Annotated in this window: 15 protein-coding genes; 2 read left to right on the top strand and 13 right to left on the bottom strand. The window is 59.0% G+C overall.

Features of this window, described 5'->3' with window-relative positions; translation table 11 throughout:
- Positions 1 to 461 precede the first annotated feature (461 nt).
- Entirely contained in the window at positions 462 to 1,214 is a 753-nt protein-coding gene (locus G1C95_RS10375; RefSeq protein ID WP_169172862.1) for a Sir2 family NAD-dependent protein deacetylase, read from the top strand.
- A gap of 145 nt (positions 1,215 to 1,359) precedes the next feature.
- Here the strand turns inward: G1C95_RS10375 and ilvA are convergent, their stop codons facing one another.
- From ilvA to G1C95_RS10315, 12 genes are all read right to left on the bottom strand, one after another.
- Positions 1,360 to 2,625 (bottom strand): threonine ammonia-lyase, encoded by a 1,266-nt coding sequence (gene ilvA / locus G1C95_RS10370; RefSeq protein ID WP_169172861.1) that lies wholly within the window; start codon positions 2,623 to 2,625, stop codon positions 1,360 to 1,362.
- 107 nt (positions 2,626 to 2,732) lie between these two features.
- Positions 2,733 to 3,875 carry a hypothetical protein gene (locus tag G1C95_RS10365; protein ID WP_169172860.1) on the bottom strand — a complete coding sequence of 381 codons (1,143 nt, stop codon included), beginning with the start codon at positions 3,873 to 3,875 and terminating at the stop codon, positions 2,733 to 2,735.
- Positions 3,876 to 3,887: 12 nt separating this feature from the next.
- Entirely contained in the window at positions 3,888 to 4,544 is a 657-nt protein-coding gene (locus tag G1C95_RS10360) for an ATP-binding cassette domain-containing protein (RefSeq protein WP_205832809.1), read from the bottom strand.
- Positions 4,545 to 4,549: 5 nt separating this feature from the next.
- On the bottom strand, positions 4,550 to 5,770 hold the full coding sequence (locus G1C95_RS10355) for a hypothetical protein (RefSeq protein ID WP_169172859.1): 1,221 nt from the start codon (positions 5,768 to 5,770) through the stop codon (positions 4,550 to 4,552).
- Positions 5,771 to 5,830: 60 nt separating this feature from the next.
- A complete protein-coding gene (locus G1C95_RS10350) occupies positions 5,831 to 6,460 on the bottom strand; it encodes a hypothetical protein (protein ID WP_169172858.1) in 630 nt (209 codons plus the stop codon).
- 159 nt (positions 6,461 to 6,619) lie between these two features.
- The gene (locus G1C95_RS10345) at positions 6,620 to 7,237 is read right to left on the bottom strand and encodes a hypothetical protein (protein WP_169172857.1); all 618 of its coding nucleotides are present in this window, start codon (positions 7,235 to 7,237) and stop codon (positions 6,620 to 6,622) included.
- 169 nt (positions 7,238 to 7,406) lie between these two features.
- Positions 7,407 to 8,579: a sensor histidine kinase gene (locus G1C95_RS10340; RefSeq protein ID WP_169172856.1), complete on the bottom strand. Its 1,173-nt coding sequence runs from the start codon at positions 8,577 to 8,579 to the stop codon at positions 7,407 to 7,409.
- Positions 8,576 to 9,250: a response regulator transcription factor gene (locus G1C95_RS10335; RefSeq protein WP_169172855.1), complete on the bottom strand. Its 675-nt coding sequence runs from the start codon at positions 9,248 to 9,250 to the stop codon at positions 8,576 to 8,578. The genes G1C95_RS10340 and G1C95_RS10335 overlap by 4 nt, the downstream gene beginning before the upstream one ends.
- 211 nt (positions 9,251 to 9,461) lie before the next feature.
- Positions 9,462 to 11,288 carry a glycoside hydrolase family 13 protein gene (locus G1C95_RS10330; protein WP_169172854.1) on the bottom strand — a complete coding sequence of 609 codons (1,827 nt, stop codon included), beginning with the start codon at positions 11,286 to 11,288 and terminating at the stop codon, positions 9,462 to 9,464.
- 355 nt (positions 11,289 to 11,643) lie between these two features.
- A complete protein-coding gene (locus G1C95_RS10325; RefSeq protein WP_169172853.1) occupies positions 11,644 to 12,516 on the bottom strand; it encodes a carbohydrate ABC transporter permease in 873 nt (290 codons plus the stop codon).
- Between the two features lie 18 nt (positions 12,517 to 12,534).
- Positions 12,535 to 13,440, bottom strand: a complete 906-nt coding sequence (locus G1C95_RS10320) for a carbohydrate ABC transporter permease (RefSeq protein WP_169172852.1) — start codon at positions 13,438 to 13,440, stop codon at positions 12,535 to 12,537.
- Positions 13,441 to 13,462: 22 nt separating this feature from the next.
- Positions 13,463 to 14,752, bottom strand: coding sequence for an ABC transporter substrate-binding protein (locus G1C95_RS10315; RefSeq protein WP_169172851.1), 1,290 nt, complete (start codon positions 14,750 to 14,752; stop codon positions 13,463 to 13,465).
- A 178-nt stretch (positions 14,753 to 14,930) separates the two neighbouring features.
- On the opposite strand from G1C95_RS10315, the gene G1C95_RS10310 reads away from it, so the two are divergent.
- On the top strand, positions 14,931 to 16,139 hold the full coding sequence (locus G1C95_RS10310) for an ROK family transcriptional regulator (protein ID WP_169172850.1): 1,209 nt from the start codon (positions 14,931 to 14,933) through the stop codon (positions 16,137 to 16,139).
- A 92-nt stretch (positions 16,140 to 16,231) separates the two neighbouring features.
- On the opposite strand, the gene G1C95_RS10305 is transcribed toward G1C95_RS10310, so the two are convergent.
- Positions 16,232 to 18,574, bottom strand: coding sequence for an alpha-galactosidase (locus G1C95_RS10305; RefSeq protein ID WP_417852274.1), 2,343 nt, complete (start codon positions 18,572 to 18,574; stop codon positions 16,232 to 16,234).
- Between the last annotated feature and the right edge of the window lie 69 nt (positions 18,575 to 18,643).

Below are 18,643 nucleotides of genomic sequence, written 5' to 3'. Positions count from 1 at the left end.
CAAAAACCCCAACCCCCATCAACGCCCCTCGGCGACTCCCACCAACAGGCAGGAGCGGGGATCGGACTGGCAATCATTGACTATAAAGAAGTAGTACAAACACACTCTTGAGTTCTCAAACCACCACACACAGCCAACCAGAAGCAACCCCACACAGGAGCAAACCCCTCGCCGACCGGCAGCAAGAGATAAACATACTCCCTTTGGCGACATCGCGCAAATCAGGGCAGCACAAAATGGCGAAAAGCGTTGCAAACACTGGCCTCCCTCGGCGTGTCGCACGCCGGCTTCTTTGGGGCGAGACCATGATGCTAACGGTCATTTCGTCGCTGATACCTTCAGTGTAAGCTGCCAAACTACGGATCGGCAGCTATGCAATCACTATTCGCCAACGTGTCGCGTACCGTTCATCTTGGGATCCTTTCCCTCCTATACCGGCCACAGCGCACTAGGATTGAAGCATGAGCACAACAATCGCAGTATTAACCGGCGCAGGCATCTCCACCTCTGCCGGTATTCCGGATTTTCGTGGTCCCGATGGTGTGTGGACCAAGCATCCTGACCAAATGAGCGTCTATGACATCGATCTGTTTCTGCACAACAAGGAGGATCGCGAATACTCCTGGCGTTGGCAGAAGGAATCACCGGTATGGAATGCACAGCCTGGCGCAGCGCATAAGGCATTGGTCAAGTTGGAGCAAGCCGGCATGCTGTCGCTGCTGGCCACACAAAACTTCGATGCCTTGCATGAGAAAGCCGGCAACAGCAGTGACGTCATTGTGAACCTGCATGGCACCATCGGCACTTCGCACTGTATGAAATGCCATAAGCAATATGCCACTGCGGACATCATGGCCCACTTGGATGAGGAACCGGATCCGCATTGCCATCGCAGGCTGCCATATCGCGGGGATATGCCCTGCAATGGCATCATCAAAACCGACGTGGTGTATTTCGGCGAAGCGCTGCCGGATGGCGCGATGGAAAAATCGTATGAACGCGCCTGCAAAGCCGACGAGCTGTGGGTAATCGGCTCGACCTTGGAGGTCTACCCCGCAGCCAGCATCGTGCCGGTTGCGGCGCAGGCCGGCGTGCCCATCACCATTATGAATATGGGCAGCACACAATATGATCGCCTGGCCACACGTCTTATTCACGACGACATCGCTGTGGCCCTGCCGAAGCTGGTGGACGAAACCATCGCCAAAGGATAGGCCCAGCACGCAGTCAACCGATAGCAATCAAAGGTTTATATAGAAGAAAAGCCCTGCGGTAAGAAGCCATTTGAGGCTTACTACTGCAGGGCTTTCTGCTTACCTAAGCCAAGGGGTCGCCGCTCGGCAAGGCAATAATCAGTAATTAGTAAATGCGCTTGGGGCTGTAGCCTGCGGAGCGCAGAGCAGCGAAGACCCGATCAATATGGTCGGGGCCACTGGTTTCAACGGTGACGCCGAGGGATACCGCGTTCGTGTAATGACCGGAGGCTTTGAACTGGTCGTGGTTCAGAGCGATAACGTTGGCACGCTCCTGCGCCAGCAACGTGGCAACCTTAACCAGCTGGCCCGGAGTATCGGGCAGTTCAACCTCAAAGTTCATGATGCGGCCACGGGCGATCATGCCCTTCTGAATCACTGCACCAATCGACACCGTGTCTTCGTTGCCGCCTGACAGAATCGGCACGACCACATGGTTGCCACCGGCTGCGGCAAACTTGCGCGAGCGCAGATTCAGATGTTCCAGCGCAGCCAGCGACACCGCACCAGCAGCTTCAACCACCAGCTTGTGCTTTTCAAGCATCAACAGAATCATCTCGTTGATATCACGCTCGGAGACGGTGACCAGATCATCCAAGAACTCATTGAGCAGCGCAAAGGTCAGATCACCCGGACGCTTGACTGCCACGCCTTCGGCCGAAGTGAGCACCTGGTCGGCCGGCATCACACGGCCTGCGGCCAACGAGTTCTTCCATGCGGGGCTGCCCTCAGGCACGGCACCAATCACGCGAACTTCGGGTTTGAACGTTTTGATGGCCAATGCCACGCCAGCACCCAGGCCGCCGCCGCCCAACGGCACAACCACATCGGTGACGTTGGGCACATCTTCCAGGATTTCCAAGCCGATGGTGCCTTGGCCGCACAGCACCTCGTAATCATCGAAAGGCGGCACATAAATCATGCCCTTGGTTTCACTAAGCTCCTGCGCATGCGCGGCGGACTCGTCGAACACTTCGCCGACCAGCTCCACCTCGGCCCCATAGGCCTTGGTTGCATCAACCTTCAGCGGCGGGGTGATCTGCGGCATAACGATGGTGGCGCGAGCACCACGTTCGCGAGCCGCATAAGCCACGCCCTGAGCATGGTTGCCGGCCGAAGCGGTGACGATGCCATGGGCCAGTTCCTCATCAGTGAGGGAAGCGATCTTATTGTAAGCACCGCGAATCTTGAACGAACCAGTGACCTGCAGATTCTCCGGTTTCAGCAGAATCTCATGGCCGGTCAGCTCGCTCAACTGCGGGGATGGGATAATTTCGGTATGCTTCGCGGTACCCTTCAACCGCTCGGCGGCAAGTTTCAATTCAGCCGCGTGGTCACGCTGCAATGCTTTGAGGACGTCCTTTTGTTCCATACTGGCTTATTGTATGCGCTGCCCGGCAAACGTCCGATCGCGCGTTCAGCGGGCGGACTGGATGCCATCGCGAGCAGCGAGATACCACCCGCTGGCGATGGGATGAGTCATCGGTTCTTGAAGTAGCGGAAGAGATGTTGCTCGCGAATCATCACAGCTGTGAAAAGCGCTCCGACAAGCCCGCCGATCGCCGCCGCGACAGGCACACGCAACACAGTATCCGTCAGCGCCCATGCGTCCGCATTATTGGGATTATTCAGCCACGTCCATGCGAGAAGAGGACTGGCCAGCAACACCGCAACGACCAACCATAAGCCGGTCTCCAGCATCAGCTGAGTCACCAATGCCTTTTTCGGCACACCGCAGTGCAGGGCGGACGCACATTCCAACCGTCGCATGCGAATAGCGATGACGCCAAGTAGCAGGCCGGCTGCGAGTGCAACGACCGGCACCCATATGGTGAGCCGTTGATGGTAAAGCGCCACGGCGTCAAGTTCTGTGCCATGGGAGGTGTTGAGCTGGGAGACCACCGGCCGTTCCTGCCCGGTGGCACTATCGCCGACGGTGGCCAATTGCAGCAGGCTTTCGATATTGCTAGGCACCGGCCACGCCTTGACCCAGCATGAGTCGAAGCGTTCGGCCCGATCGGCCGGCACCGGTTCCAGCACCGCGTAGGAGTAGCCACTTTTACGGCCGTCGTCCGGCCAGTCGTAGACGCCGCCGATACTCGCCTGACGTCCATCATTCAACGGCACGGTTTCGCCGGCGGAGGCATGCAAGGGTTCCGCAGCCTCGCTGGAAAGCCATATGCCTGAGTCTAAGGCATCTGAGATATCTGAGACGATACTTGCTACGCCATCGGTTGCGCCGCCGGTAGAGTCGGAGAACAATGCAATCGCCCCTTCGGTGACCTCATAGGAGGGCACGCCTGTGGCGGGTAGCGTGGCAAAAGTGATTTTGCTATCGGCTTGCCGGAGGGCGCCTGCCGCACGCACCCCTTGCAATGATGCCAACGATTCGCAAGCCACCGGGTCGATACGACCGGCGTAATTGATGACATATGTGGATCCTCCTGCCGCCACATAATTGTCCACTTGCGCTTGAATGCGACTGATGGTTAGCATATCGGCACCGCAGAGTAGGCCAATCACAGCGGCGAGCGCCACGGCGAACGCACAAGCGTGGGTGGTACCGGAGGTTATGCTGCGGCGAACTTCCCCAAGTACACCCACCAATCGCATGCGCATCATGTCGTCTCCTCTTTACGATTGATAATTCCGCAAATCGATTAGATCGGTGCAGGCGTCGCGTGTGCGCGGATCATGCGTGGCGATGACAACGATTGCGCCCGACATCGACAGATTGTTGAGCCGTTCGTTCACCGTGGCGGCGGTGTTGAGGTCGAGTTGCGCGGTGGGCTCGTCCACCAGCAGCAGTCCCGCGCCCGATGCGACGCCGCGCGCCAGCATCAGACGCTGCGCTTCGCCGCCGGAAAGGTCCTTGAAGGGCTTGCTCTCCACGTCAGACAGGCCGAAGGCGTCGAGCAGCTCCCGCGCATGGTTTTGCGCGTCGCGGCGACGCTCTCCGCGCGCCACGAACGGCAGCGCCACATGGTCCAAGGCCGCGCGACGGGCCACGCCATGTGGGTTCTGCAACACCCATGCGATACGCCCGCAGTCAACGCGCTCCACACGGCCCGCATATGGTTTGACCCACCCCGCGATAATGGACAGCAACGTCGATTTCCCCGAGCCGCTGGGCCCGGTCAGGGCATAGACATGCCGCGGCAGCAATGTCAGCATGAGGTGGCGGAACAGCATATCCTCACCCGCACGGTCGAAGGTATGCCCCACATCGGTCAGATGCACGGCACGCCCGCCAGCATGATCGTCGTAATCGTCGTGATCTTGAGTGGCCATGTCGCTCACCTACATGGCTTGGGGTCGGTAGGATTGACCTCGACCATGGTGATGTCGGCATCGTTCTCGATCTCGACCATGGTTTTGCCCAATTGGCTGGAGATGATGCGCACCGGCACGGATTCGCCAGCGGACGCCACACAACCCAGGCCGTCGGATACATGGGTTACGGCGGAAGGCGGTACGGTAACCGCGCTGATCGGTGTTTTCAGCCGCCATGTGTATGAGACGGAAAGCGCGCCGGAGCCGCCCGTTGAGGATGCTGTACCGGCGTCGGAGGTCATCATGCCTCCCGATGATCCGCCCGAGCCTGCAGACAATGTGGCCAAACGGTATTCCGTGCTGGCGGCGATGGCCGACAGCAGCGCGACATCCGTCAGTTCGGTGGTACCGGAGGGTACGTCAAAGGTCTGTTCACCAATGACGAGCGTGCGGTCGCCCGCAACCACGTCATTCGCGGCGGTAGGAAGCGTGGCTTTGACCGGGGTGGCGGCGGAGACGAAAACCGCCTGCCCGGATGTCGCCTGCTGCCCGACAGAGATGGAGCAGGATGCGATGCCCAAGGATTCAGCGGGCAACCACATAAAGGACTCCGGCCCGATTCCCCATCCCGATTCGGCGGTGAGCCGTTTCGCGCCGACTGTATCAGCGAGCGCGTTATAGGCAGTGATAGTCTCCCATGTCATCCAGTCAGAATCGGGTGCCGCGTAGCCCAACACGCGAAGCGTCTGATTCAGGGACCGTGCGTCGGCACCGCTCATGCCGCTGGTCAGGGTGCGGTACAGCGGCATCTGCGTATGCAGAGCGAGGACCGGCACGGCGTCCACGTCCATCAATGATCCTCCAGAGGCGATCGTGCCGCCGACGGTACAAGTCGAGGCCGTCACCGTACCGGATATCGGTGAAATGACAGTGGTGGATGAGCCGAGCCCCACCGACAACGACACCGAACGCGAATCATCGAATGGGGCGCTGCTTACCGTGATGGAGCCGGCATCGGTCGATGACGTCAACGAGGAGGGAATTCGCGAGCGAGTCAGCAGGAACCCGCCGCCCACTCCGACCGCCACCAGCACCAATGCCAGCACGACGATAATCGACACGGAAACCGCGTTTCGCGCGGCCTTGCGTTCAGCGAGGTGCAGTCTGCGCTGCTCACGACCCTCGGCTCGCTGGTCAGGCTCGTACTCGCCGCCAACGGTGGTATTCGAATCCGTCCCCTTCATTCCGGCCTCCTTGTCTTGCGATACACGGTCTCACCGTGCCCCACGCTTCACGGTTTTCATCTATTCCGCGTGCACCGGATCCGCTTCGCAGTCGTAGAAGTAACGATAATCCTCCGGATTCTGCTCCCAATCCAGATACTGGCCAAATCGTTCCGTATACGCATCGTGGTCCTGAAGCAGGTTTCGATATTCAGGCACTGTCATCCCAGGTTCAAGATACTCATGCCGCACCAGACAATCGATGGTCAGCTGGGTTAAGGCATCATCGCTCAGTTTGTCAGGGTTCTTGTTCACCGATTGGTAGAGGGGCATGATATCCATATAACCGGTCTGCGTCTGGCATTGCTCCGAGGCCGCATCAACGTCCGATTTCTCCGGATTGGGATTATCGGCGTTGCCTGCGATCTGTTCGCCGCTTTCCACGTCGTATGACCACGTCAGGCCATGGGAGGACATGCAGTCCTCGTATTGCTTCTTGAACTCCTCGAATTCCGCATCGGTGATTGTGGAATCCTTCACGATGTCCCGAATCAGCGCATGCTCCGTGCTCTCATACACGTTTTGAAAATCCGCCGCATACGGCCCGGTAAACGTCGCTGCCTCGCCGCTCGCCGCGGATCCGCCGCAGCCCGCGCACCCCATAAGCAACGCCATCGCCACCATAAGAGCCGTCATCTCACGTCTCATCATCCATCCCTCCATGAATCGACTGTCGCCTCATTGCCGAAGCCGCAAGAACAGTACCCAGCTTAAGAACAGGAACGCTCCTAACACACAGCAATATGCTCATCATGCAGTTCTTTCGACTACATATGAGGAATATGACGATGCTTCCGCGCCACGACTTGTTCATGCGGATGGATCCGTCTCACACGAAAACCACTGTTGGGTGTCGGCGCTGTCCGTATCTTGGTAGTAATCGGCAAACGGGCTATTCGCCAACGGATCACTGTCTGTCGAATCCGATGTGGCACCCATGATGTCCTTGTATTCTTCGATACTCATCCCCGAATCAATCAGACCATGCCGTTTCCGGCATTCGAATACCTTCTGCTGAAGCTCATCGTCGCTGACGTTATCGGGATTGGCGTGCATCTGCTGATCCAGCGGAACAAGATCGAAATACCCCGTCTGGTTGCGGCATTGCTCGATTTTTTCGCTTAGCTGATCGGGCTCGTATTGCGAGAACTGATCCGCCACGGATTCGCTGCCATCGTCGCGCGAATAACTTGAGGTCAGGTCATACTGAGCCAGGCACTGGTTGTACGACTCCATAAACTCCTCAAATTCGGCATCCGTAATGGAACCGTCTTTCAGAATGGCGCGAACCATGTCATTATCGGTGCGAGATTCGATGCGTTGTATCTCCGCGCTCCAAGGATTCGCGGATTTCTGCCCTTCCCCACCACCATTCGAACAACCCGTAAGCGTCAGTCCCATGACCAAACACAGAACCGGCAATACCATCCGCGCCTTACTCACCATAGCCGTCCCCTGTGTGCTCGAAAGCTGCTACAACAACTTCGATGGTAGAAAGGCGACATATGGCGACGCCCTCAACAATCCCAACCTGTAGTTCTTTCGACTACATGCGCGGATGTCAAATGTTCACATTGAGCTTGCGGCTTGTTGGCAATCACGACATAGGAATGAAAACGTACAGGTTCCACTGCTCATTCTGAGCTGTTGCCGATAGCATCCCTCCGGCAGCCTCAATACGCCCGTTATATATCTGGAGTCCTTTCCCATATGACGTCCGCGACTCAGACTTGGCGAGCGCATTGGTTTGCGTAATCTCCACTGAGTTATCGCATAACGTTATGGTCATTTGATATGTCCCTTGTCGTTCGCAATGCTTGGAAATATCGACATAGACTTCCGCAAGAACGTCGAACAGCAACCGTTTTCGCGATGCGATTGGTTTGGCGATCAATCCAAAATCGTTAATTCGAGCGCGTCCCTGTAGCCCTTGATTATGCATGGCTTCGTCCTGACGACTACACCATTGAGCAAGCTCATCATGCAATTGCTCCGATATGACTCCGGCATATTCATCAGAAGGCACTAACGACAAGCAATCTATCACCGCATGAAGTTCTTGAATGCTACGCGCCGATTGTTCCGCAACCAGCTGCCAACTGGCGGTGTTCGCGGAATTCCCACTACGCTCAAGATTTTTCTGTGATTCCAAAGCAATGGTGGTAAGACCATTGGCAATCTTGTCGTGCAGCTGTGCAGCGATGGATAGATTCTGTTCATATTGCCGACGGGCTTGGTCTTGTACGAGTTCCGCGGCCTTTTGTTCGACACCACGATTCTTATCAACCACCTGGCGACAGATATAACCAGCCATTGCAGAAAACACCAATACACCAAGCAAACTGACGCCAGACCCATAGTCAAGACCCTGACCGTAGTCGCTGTAAGTAATAATCTGCCCCAATTGCAGTATTGAGAAACCAGCCGCCGCAAGGATGGCGGCGCCTAACGTGCCTTCGCAATATGCAAATAATCCTATTGCGAAACACACGCCCCATAATCGACTTGGGCCACCAACCGCAGGGTATAGGCAACCTGCAAGCTCTAGCACCATCAAAGCCAAGCAGCCTATCTGTGGGAATACCGGCAGCGCGGCGACCACCAGTAAATGCAATACACCAACAACGCAGCTATATGTATTTATCGGGGAGGCTGCCATCCAATCAATAATGCTCAGAACAACAATGAATACTGTTACAGCGCATCGCCAAGGATATTGGCTGATAAATGTATGTGCTCGCTGCACCAGCATGGACAATTGCTGTTTCATGCTGCACGCTCGCCGGTCCAGACGGCTGCGGCTTCGGCGGCTGTGCGCACATGAAGTTTGGCTTTGGCTCGGGCCATCAGGGAGTTGACAGTCGGCTCTTTGCATTCCAGTCGCTGGGCGATCTGCTTATTCGTCAAACCTTGGGCTTTCAGATCCAACGCCTCCTGCTCCCTCATCGACAGCAACTGTCGCGGTGAGCGGGGATGGTTTTTAACCCGCACATGTGCGGTGATCGTTCCTTCAAAACGCTCGCCCCATGTGCCGCCGCAGGCCACGGTTCTTATGGCCGAACGCAACGTATCGCGATCAGCTTTGGAAACAATGCCCTGAGCCCCTGCGATTGCAGCTTCGCGCTCATAAATATGCAAGGGGAAGGATGTCACCGCGAGTATTGCCACGGCATCGGTTCTTTCACGCACCCGCCTGCACACATCGGTTCCGGACAGCGCATTGCGCGATTCTCCCAACGACATGTCCACCAGCAGCACATCGGGCTTCATATCGGCACCTGTTGCCAATCGCACCGCTTCGTTCGCGTCTGTTTGCGTCCAAATCACAGTTCCCATTCGCAGGGATTCCACAATTTCCGTTAATCCGATAATCGTAATCGGATCATTATCAAGAATCGCAAACCGAATCGACGGAACACATCCATCATTGGCCGGCATCATTGTCCTCCCCGCACATCGCACTGCTCTCCGCACACCATAATAGCGACCATGAACTGTGCCGCAGCGACTCGGCTTCGCAGTCACACAAATAGAGCGACAGCGAGAACCGCAGATAGCAGCAGATAGCAGCAGATAGCACAAGGGTCATGCATACTGAGACGACAGCCCAGCACACATGACCCTTGATATGTGGTGTTCAGGTGATTACGCGTTACAGCGCAATGACGACGGCCTCCCAATCGCGCAGCTCGTGGTTGGTCAGGGAAGCCACGGCGTGGGCCGCCCCTTGCGTGGAGATGACGATCTGCTGCTCGTTAACACCGCCTTCGAGCAGCGCGGCGCAGTCAGCGGGAACGTCAACGTCGCGGCCAGAAAGGTTGGCCATAACCAGCAGAGTCTTCTCACCCAGTGTGCGGGTGAAGGCGTAGACGTGCTCACCAGTGGCATCCACCAGCTGGAAGTCGCCGGCGGCAACCACGGGGTCGTTGTGGCGCAGGGCGATGAGCTGCTTGTAGAAGGCGTACACCGAGCTGGGATCGTCGAATTCGGCGGCCGCGTTGATTTCGGCATGGTTCGGGTTGACGGAAATCCACGGTTCAACCGGCGCATCGGGAGCGGTGAAACCGGCGTACTTCGAGCCATCCCACTGCATCGGGGTGCGGGCGTTGTCGCGGCTGATCAATGCCAGGGCGTCCATCATCGATTCTGCACCCTGCACCTTGGCTTCCTCGACCCTCTGGCGGAACGAGTTGAGGGATTCCAGGTCGCGGTACTGGTCGAGACGAGTGAAGTGGGCGTTGGTCATGCCCAATTCCTCACCCTGGTAGACGTAAGGGGTGCCACGATGCATGTGCAGCAGCAGTGCGAAGGCCTTGGCGCTGGCTTCGCGCGCTTCCTCGGTGGAGTCGTCGCCCCAGCGGGACACCACGCGCGGCTGGTCATGGTTGCAGAAGAACAGGCTAGCCCAGCCGGCCTGCTTAACCGCCGACTGCTGATCGGCGAGACGCTCACGCAGGTTCTTCACCTCGAAAGGCACCACATCCCACTTGGAGCCGCCCGGCTTCTGATCCACGCCGACATGGTCGAACAGGAAGAGCATATCGAGCTCCTTGTTCGCCGGGTCGGTGATGTGCTCGTTGCGCGACGGGGTGACGCCGGGAGCCTCGCCCACGTTCATATAGCCTTCACGACCCTCGAACACCTCGCGACGCATCTCTGCCAGGAACTCGTCGACGCGCGGGCCGTCCGAGCAGAACGGGAACGGCGAGGAATAGCCTTCTTCGCCCACCGGGTTGTCGGCGATCAGCGAACCCTCCTCGCCCGGCAGCTTGCCATTGGCGTCGATGGGCTTGGAAATCTGGGTGATCACATCCATGCGGAAGCCGTCGATGCCGCGATCCATCCACCAGTTCATCATGTCGTACACAGCCTTGCGCACGGCAGGGTTCTCCCAGTTCAGATCAGGCTGCTTCTTGGAGTACTGGTGCAGGAAGTACTCACCGCGCTCGGGTACATACTCCCATGCGGAGCCGCCGAAATAGGAGCCCCACTGGTTCGGCTCGGCGCCCGGAGTACCGGGCTCGTGGCCGGGCTTGGCCGGACGCCACCAATACCAGTCCGCATGCGGATCGTTCTTATCCTTGGACGCCTCGAACCACGCGTGCTCGTCGGAGGTGTGGTTCACCACGAGGTCCATCACGATCTTCAGGCCGCGCTTGTGCGCCTCGGCCAACAGCTCGTCCATATCCTCCAACGTGCCGAACAGCGGATCGATGTCCTGATAATCGGAGATGTCGTAGCCGTTGTCGTCCTGCGGGGACTTGTACACCGGGGACAGCCACAGCACATCCACGCCCAGGTCGGCCAGATAGTCGAGACGGGAGGTGATGCCCTTCAGATCGCCGATGCCGTCGCCGTTGGAATCCTGGAACGAGCGCGGATAGATCTGGTACACCACTGCGTTCGACCACCACGGATTCGGCGTCGCGCCGTTAGTGCGGATGGAATCGGCGAGCGCCGGACGGTTGAAATTAGTCATTGCTGCGGTCCTTTCCGTGAAAAATTGAAGATTGTAGGCTTCATTGCTTGTGATGGTTTTATGCTACGAATCGATGGTTTTCATTCCCATTCGTCGCGCATTGTGGCGCGTCGGAAACAAAATATTGCGCGACTTTGCGTGCAATAGAGTGGGCCCGCAGAACGTGTGTTCTGCGGGCCCGGTGTTGGGGGATGTTGTTCTTTACTTAACGGCGTCCTGCAATTGCAGACGGACGAGCAATTACTCACTTGACCGCGCCTGCAGCAATTACGGACCGCCTCCGGCGGGCTCAATGCTACCCTCGTTCGGCTATCGCCTCACTCGGGCGGCGCCTATGAACAGTCCACTGGACTGTTCACTTTACGGCGCCGCGCATCACACCACCGACAACCCACTTTTGGGCGAAGATGTAGACGACGAGGACCGGGGCCATGGCCATGAGGTAGCTGGAGAACGCCATCGGGTAGTTGGTGGCGAACTGCGAGCTGAACACGTACTGGGCCAGCGGGATGGTCTGGTTCGACTGGTCGGTGAGCACAATCAACGGCAGCAGGAAGTCGTTCCATGCCCACAGGCAGGTGGTGATGGCGATGGTGGCGTTGATCGGTCCCATCAGCGGGAAGATGATCTGCCAGAAGATGCGCCAGGTGCTGGCACCATCCATGCGGGCGGCCTCTTCCAGCGAAATCGGAATCGACTTGATGAAGCCGGTGGCGATGAACAGGTTCGTGCCGAGGCCGAGGATCGTGTACAGCACGATCAGACCGAGCTGGTTGTCGAGATGCAGGCTACCCATCTGCTTGGCGATCGGCAGCATCACCACGGAGAACGGCACGAACATGGCGAGGATGAAGAAGTAGTACAGGAAGCGGAAGAAACGCTTGTCCTGGTTGCGGGCCACGGCGTAGGCCACGAAGGTGTTGGTCACCAGCGTGAGCACCACGGCCGCGACGGTGATAATCGCGGAGTTGAGCGCCGCCTTGGGGTAGTTCACCTTGTTGGAGGCGTCAAGGAAGTTATGCCACTCCCACGAAGTCGGCAGGGAGAAGGTGCCGGCCTCGGCCGGGGTCTTCAGCGCCGTGACGACGGTGAAGTACAGCGGCACCAGGATGGTCAGGGACAGCACCGCGATCACGGCGGTCAGCCACCAGTTGATGTTGCGGTCCTTGTGGAATTTGAGATCCTTCGCGCCCGTGGTGGAGGCGACGGTGTTAGTTGCGCTAGTCATAATGCTTACCCTCTACTCTCAGATCTTTTCCTGGCTGCTGGAGATGCGCAGCTGGATGATGGCGATCACTGCCAGCACGACGAAGAACAGCACGGCGTTTGCGGTCTGGTAGGCGTATTCGCCACCGGTCAGACCACCCTTCCAGATGAGATAGGTCACCGTTTCGGTGGAGGAGTTCGGACCGCCGTCGGTCAACGCCACAACCTGATCGAAGGTGTTGAGCGCGTTCTTGAGGCTGATCACCAGGTTGATGGTGAAGAAGGGCCCGATCAGCGGGAAGGTGATCTTCCAGAACTTCTGCCAGGGGTTCACACCATCAATCGACGCGGCCTCGTAGATTTCCTCGTCGATGGTCTGCAGACCGGCGAGATAGAGCAGCACCGAGTAGGCGACGGACTGCCAGACGGCGAGGAACACGATCGGCAGCCAGGCGAGGCTCTCATTGGTGAGCAGCGAGCTGGACAGCCAGTCGATGCCGAGCGCCTTGCCAAGTTCGGGCAGCGGGTTCATGAAGATGTACTTGAACACGTAGCCGATCACCAGCACCGAGAGGGTGTAGGGGATGAAGAAGATCGCGCGGAAGCCATTCTTGAACGCAATCTTGCCATTCAAAGCGACTGCGATGAACATGGCGATCACGTTCACCAAAATGGTGATCACGATAGCGATGGCGAAGGTGAACAGGTAGGCATGGCCGACGCGGTTGTCCTGGAACAGGGCGAAGTAGTTCTTCAAACCGATGATCTTGAAATCACCGTAGCCCTGGGAGTTCGTGAAGGAGTAGAACACACCCTGCAGGAACGGCACGTACAGGAAGGCGGCGAAGATAATCGCTGCGGGCACGGCCATCCAGTAGTAAGCGTGGTCAACCTTGCGGGTGGAGAAGGCGGAAACCTTCTTCTTGGCGGATTTTGCGTTGCTCATGATTCTTCTCTTTCTTCCTCGATCACTCGAAGGTCCTGGCCTGGACCTTGTCCCATTCGGTTTGCATCTGGTTCAGGAAGCGGTCGGTGTTACCGCTGGTCACCATGGTTTGCAGGTAGCCACCAATGTTGATGGACGAGGGGATGTAATGGTCGCAGAAGTCGGCGAGACGGTTCTCCTCGAAGAAGCTGCGCACGGTTTCCAACGCCTCGTTGCCGAAGTAGGTCTCCTTGAGCGGGGTGATGGCGGACTGGGCGTCGGCGTAGGCGTTGAGCTGTTCCTTCTGCATGAGGAACTCAACCAGCTTCATCGACTCTTCGGGGTACTTGGTGTCGGCACCGATGGTGAGCATCACGTCGTCGCCAGCGGTCAGAATCTGCTCGTCAGGATCGTCGGAGGCAGGCATCTGTGCGAAGCCCAGCTCGATGTCGGGGTTGATCAGCAGGATCTGCGGGATGGCGTAGGTGCCAAGCGGGATGATCGCGGCCTCGCCCTTGGCGAAGTTCTGCGTGCCCTGCTGGTAGGTGACGCCGGTATCCGCAGTGGAGTAGGTGAACAGTTCGGCTTCCTTTTTGACCGTGTCGCTCCAAATGTCCTTGAAGGTGGTCTCGCCGGTCTTCAGCTTTGTGTACTCGGTTTCGGGAACCAGCGTGCCGGCCAGCGAGGCGAGCGGCGCCTGCGTGGTCCATGCGTCGGCGACGGTGCCCTGCAGCGGATTGATGCCGGCCGCCTTGAACTTCTCCAGCATGGCGGTGAACTCGCTCCATGTGGTCGGCGGATTCTCCGGATCAACGCCGGCCTGACGCCACAGTTCCTTGTTGTAGATGTAGCCGGAGGCGTTGCCGGCGAACGGCAGGCCGTACAGGCGCTTCTTGGCAGGATCGGTGGTCTGCACCAGGTTCTTGGCGATCTCCACCATGCCGGGGTTCAGCTCGTTGACGATGTCTTCGTCGGTGAAGTCGTAGAACACACCGGAGGCGGCGAACATGCCGAAGCTGATATCGCCGTTGAAGGTGATGACGTCGGGGATGCGGTTCTTAACGAATCGGGTGCGCAAATCGGTCTGCGCGTTGGCGGAGTTGTTGATGGTCACCTTGATGGTCGGGTTTTCGCTTTCGAACTCCTCAACCATCGCTTTGAACTGGTCGGCGGCCTCAGACTTGAACTGGAAGAAGTCCAGTGTCACGGTGCCGGCGGTGCTTGAACCACAGCCTGCCAGTGAGAATCCGACGGCAACGGCGCATAGTGTGGCCGCTGCGCGAGCTACCAGGCGCTTGACCCTGGTGGACGGGGTGGGGGAATCGCACATCATCAGTTTGTTGACTCCTTTATCTTCTTCGTGCTTGCGGCTTCAGTGCCTCAAGCGGTGTACCACTAAGGTACAAGAATCACGTTTTTATTCCCAGCCCCTGCGAGCCTGCTTGCGCAGGCAAGTAAAACGGCGTTATTTTTGTGCGTAGCGCAAATAAAAAATGGCGATGGGGGCAATAATGGCTGATTTCAATGTGATTCCTCAATGGTTTGAGGGATCGGAGCATACGCATCGTGTGGCGGCGGCCATCGCTCAGTACGGGCCGATCGCACGCACCACGCTGGCGCAGATGCTCAGTCTTTCGCAGGGTGCGCTGTCACGCATCACCAGCGATCTGATCTATGCCGGCGTAATCGAGGAACGCCCCTCAGCAGGTGGCGTGCAGGGCAAACTGCCGGAAGGGTTCGTGCCCAAGGAAAGCTCTGATCGACGCGGCCGGCCGCAGACCGCCCTGGTGCTGTGCGCGAACGCACGCACATTTATCGGCGTTAAGGTGCATGGCACATCGGCGGTTGCGGCGGCAGTGAACGCGCATGGCGAAGTGGTATCGGGTCGCCATGAGGAAACATTCACGGCGAATCCGTCTCCCCAGGTTATCTGCGATATCATCGCACGCTTGTGCAAGGATTGCGCGGCAGACATCGCCGCCTCCGGACTGCCCTCCCCCACTGCGGTCGGCGTGGCGGTGGGCGGTCATGTGATCGAAGATTCCGTGGTCACCTTTGCACCGTTCCTGCATTGGGACGGCGAAGTGGATCTTGGCGCGATGGTCGCCGACGCCACCGGCATACCGTGTGGCGTGTTCAACGACATTGACTCGCTGCTGGTGGATGCCTGCTGGTTCGGCCCCGGCGTAGGCGTCAATATCTTTGCAGTGGTCACCATCGGCGTGGGCGTGGGCTATTCGCTTGCCATCAACGGCCAGCCTGTCGCCTATCCGGATAAAAGCTATGGCCTCGTGGGCCATGTGCTGATCGACCCGGAGGGGCCGCGCTGCACCAGTGGTCATATCGGATGCGCACAATGCCTGACCGATGATTCGATTGCTGAACAGTATTCGGCCATTGTGGGGCGCGCGGTAAGCTTCGAGGATTTCGCACGCGATGCACTGGCGCGCGTGCCGCAGGCCACGCAGTTGGTGAATCGCACATGCTTCCGCCTGGGATCACTGATCGCCACCGTGGGCAATATTGCGATGCCCGGTTGCGTGATGATCGCCGGCGAATCAGCGTTTTTGGCGAAACTGGGCACCGATTCCGTGCGCGATGGCATCCGCATGTATCGGCATAGCCAAGCGAGGTCGATGAAGTTCACCGTGATCAATCACGACTGGCAGCTGTGGGCCAAGGCCGCCGCCAGCCGTGTGATCGTCAAGCACATTATGTGAGCTGTATGATCTGACGTTCCTTTTGTGGATTGCGGCCCGACTGTGTTGTGCGCATCACGCACGTAGCACGGTCGGGCCGCAAGTTTTTCACGTCAGGCCAGCACGGCCTTGAACAGCACAGCCTGTGCGGGATGCAGTGCCGGCGGACGGATGCCGTAGCGCTGGAGCGCTTCGCCGTCCATCAGCACGCCGTCGGAATTCCACCAACCGAGCGGGCTCTGACCGTTGGTAATGCCTTGGGCCGCCAAATCGAGGCTCGGGTCGAGCGGGCTGATGCGGTAGGTGCGCTTCGGATCGAGGCCGGGCAGACGCACCGGTGCGGCCGGATAGGTCTGGCTGGTGGTCAGCTGGGTGAAGCGGTAGATGGCGGCGCTCTTGTCGGGCATCACCATGCCGTCCACGCGGATGGCCGGATCGTTCACATCAGCATGCACGCAGGAGTCGATGGCGAACCAATCGCGATGCTTCTTGAATTCGGCAACCCACACGGCCAGCTTGTCGAGGGCTTCGTGAGGCTCCTTGAGCAGGTTCCATTCGATGCCCATGTGCCCGAAGAAGGCCATGGCCATGCGCAGCTCCTGGCTGGTTTCGCGGCGCGTGGAGTGGGCGGGACTGGCACCGACGTGCTCGCCCATCATCGCGGGGGGCACCAGCAGCGAGGTGTAGCGCTGGATGTCGGCGCGCTCGACCGGATCGACGCAGTCGGACACCCAGATACGGCTGGCGTATTCGAGGATGCCGAGATCCACGCGGCCGCCGCCGGAGGAGCAGCTTTCAATCTCAAGACCGGGGTGCTTCTCCTGCAGCGTGCGGAAGATCGCGTACACTGCTTCGGTCTGGGCGTGCACGGCCGGACGGCCGGAACGGTGGGAGGCGGCTTCGGTGACGAGCTTGTTGTGATCCCACTTGATGTAGTCGATTTTCAGCTCGCCGACCAGCTTGTCCATTGCATCGAGGATGTAATCGAAGGCATCGGGATTGGTCAGGTCGACCACCTGCTGGGTGCGACCCTGCATGGGCAGACGACCGGCGGTGGGGGACAGAATCCAATCGGGGTGGTTGCGGGCCATATCGGAATCGGGGTTGACCATCTCCGGCTCGAACCACAGGCCGAATTCCATGCCCTTGGTGTGCACGTAGTCGGCGAGCGCCTGCAGCGACTTCGATCCTTCCGGCCAGACTTCGGGGCTGATCTGCCAATCGCCGAGGCCCTTGGTGTCGTCGCGGCGTGCGCCGAACCAACCGTCGTCCACCACGAAACGTTCCACACCGGAGGCGGCGGCCTTGTCGGCGAGCGCCTTGAGGGTATCGAAGTTGTGCTCGAAGTACACGGCCTCCCACGTGTTGAGGATTACCGGGCGCCCCTTGGAGAAGAGGCGCGGGTGGCGGGAGCGCACATAATCGTGGAAGCGGGCGGAGATTTCGTTGAGGCCGTCGCCGAAGGAGCCGAACAGCCACGGGGTGGTGTAGACATCGTTCAGGTCTCCGGCACCGAGGCTGCCGGCAGCGATGCGCTTGTCGGCTGCTGCGGTTTCGGCATCATCGGCCGGAGTGCCGGCGAGCATGACTTCGCCGCCGAAGAGCAGTTCGCCGCCGCCGATCAGGCCCTGGGTATAAGGCAGTCGTTCAGCGGAGAGCACGGAGTTGCCGGACCATGCCACATGCACCGAGTAGGCTTCGCCGTTTTCGAAGCCGAAGCCGGGCTTGCCGGCGGTCAGCAGCAGGCTGGCATCGAAGTCGGGACGGCCGGCGAGCGCATTCTTTTCGAAGCGGCCGATGGTCAGCTTCTGGCGCTGCGGGCTGCGTTCCCTCAGGTGGTGGCCGGTGGTGGTCAGGATTTCGCCGGCGATTTCGGGCACGGGGAAACCGAGTTCGACCTTGCCGATTTCCAACGGTGCCTGATGGGTGGCGCTCTGTGCGGCGTTCTCATCGACCGGCAGGCCGAGGGACTGCAGTTTGGTCGTCTCGCCGTAACCCCACAGGTTGCGAACCTTCGCCTGCTGACGGGCCAGGCCACCGGGCAGGAGTTCGAGCAGCCAGTCGATGGCCACGCCCTGTTCGCTGTCTTGAGCGGTGATGGTCATGCCGGGCACACGGGCTTCGCCGACGCCGCGAGAGCGTCCGGCAACATCGGTGTAGGAGTCTGCCGTGGCGGAGGCGTCAACGGTTGCCGGCAGTTCGCCGACTTCGGGGCCGACGGTCAGCGCGGTGACGGTGAACTTGGGGAAGAGTTCCACTCCCCCACGGCGCAGTACGATGCGCGGCTCACCGATCCACGATTCGCTTTGCGTGGGCAGAATCGAGGGCCATGCGGTTTCATCGAGCGCGCCGGAGACACGCTGCGGGCGCACGGCGTCATAGGCGGCAAGCAGGGTGGAGGGGTTGGCAAGCGGACGACCCCAGTGCACGATGCGAGGCAGTTCGTTGCCCGGCACAATCAGGCCGATGGCAACATTGGCCGCAGCTTGTTCGAGGTAGACGGCGGTCAGTTCGGTGCCGTCAAC

The sequence above is a fragment of the Bifidobacterium oedipodis genome, from assembly GCF_012932425.1.
GTDB classification, from domain to species: Bacteria; Actinomycetota; Actinomycetes; order Actinomycetales; family Bifidobacteriaceae; genus Bifidobacterium; species Bifidobacterium oedipodis.
The sequence above is the reverse complement of the archived record's forward strand: the minus strand, read 5'-3'. Positions and strand labels throughout refer to the sequence as shown.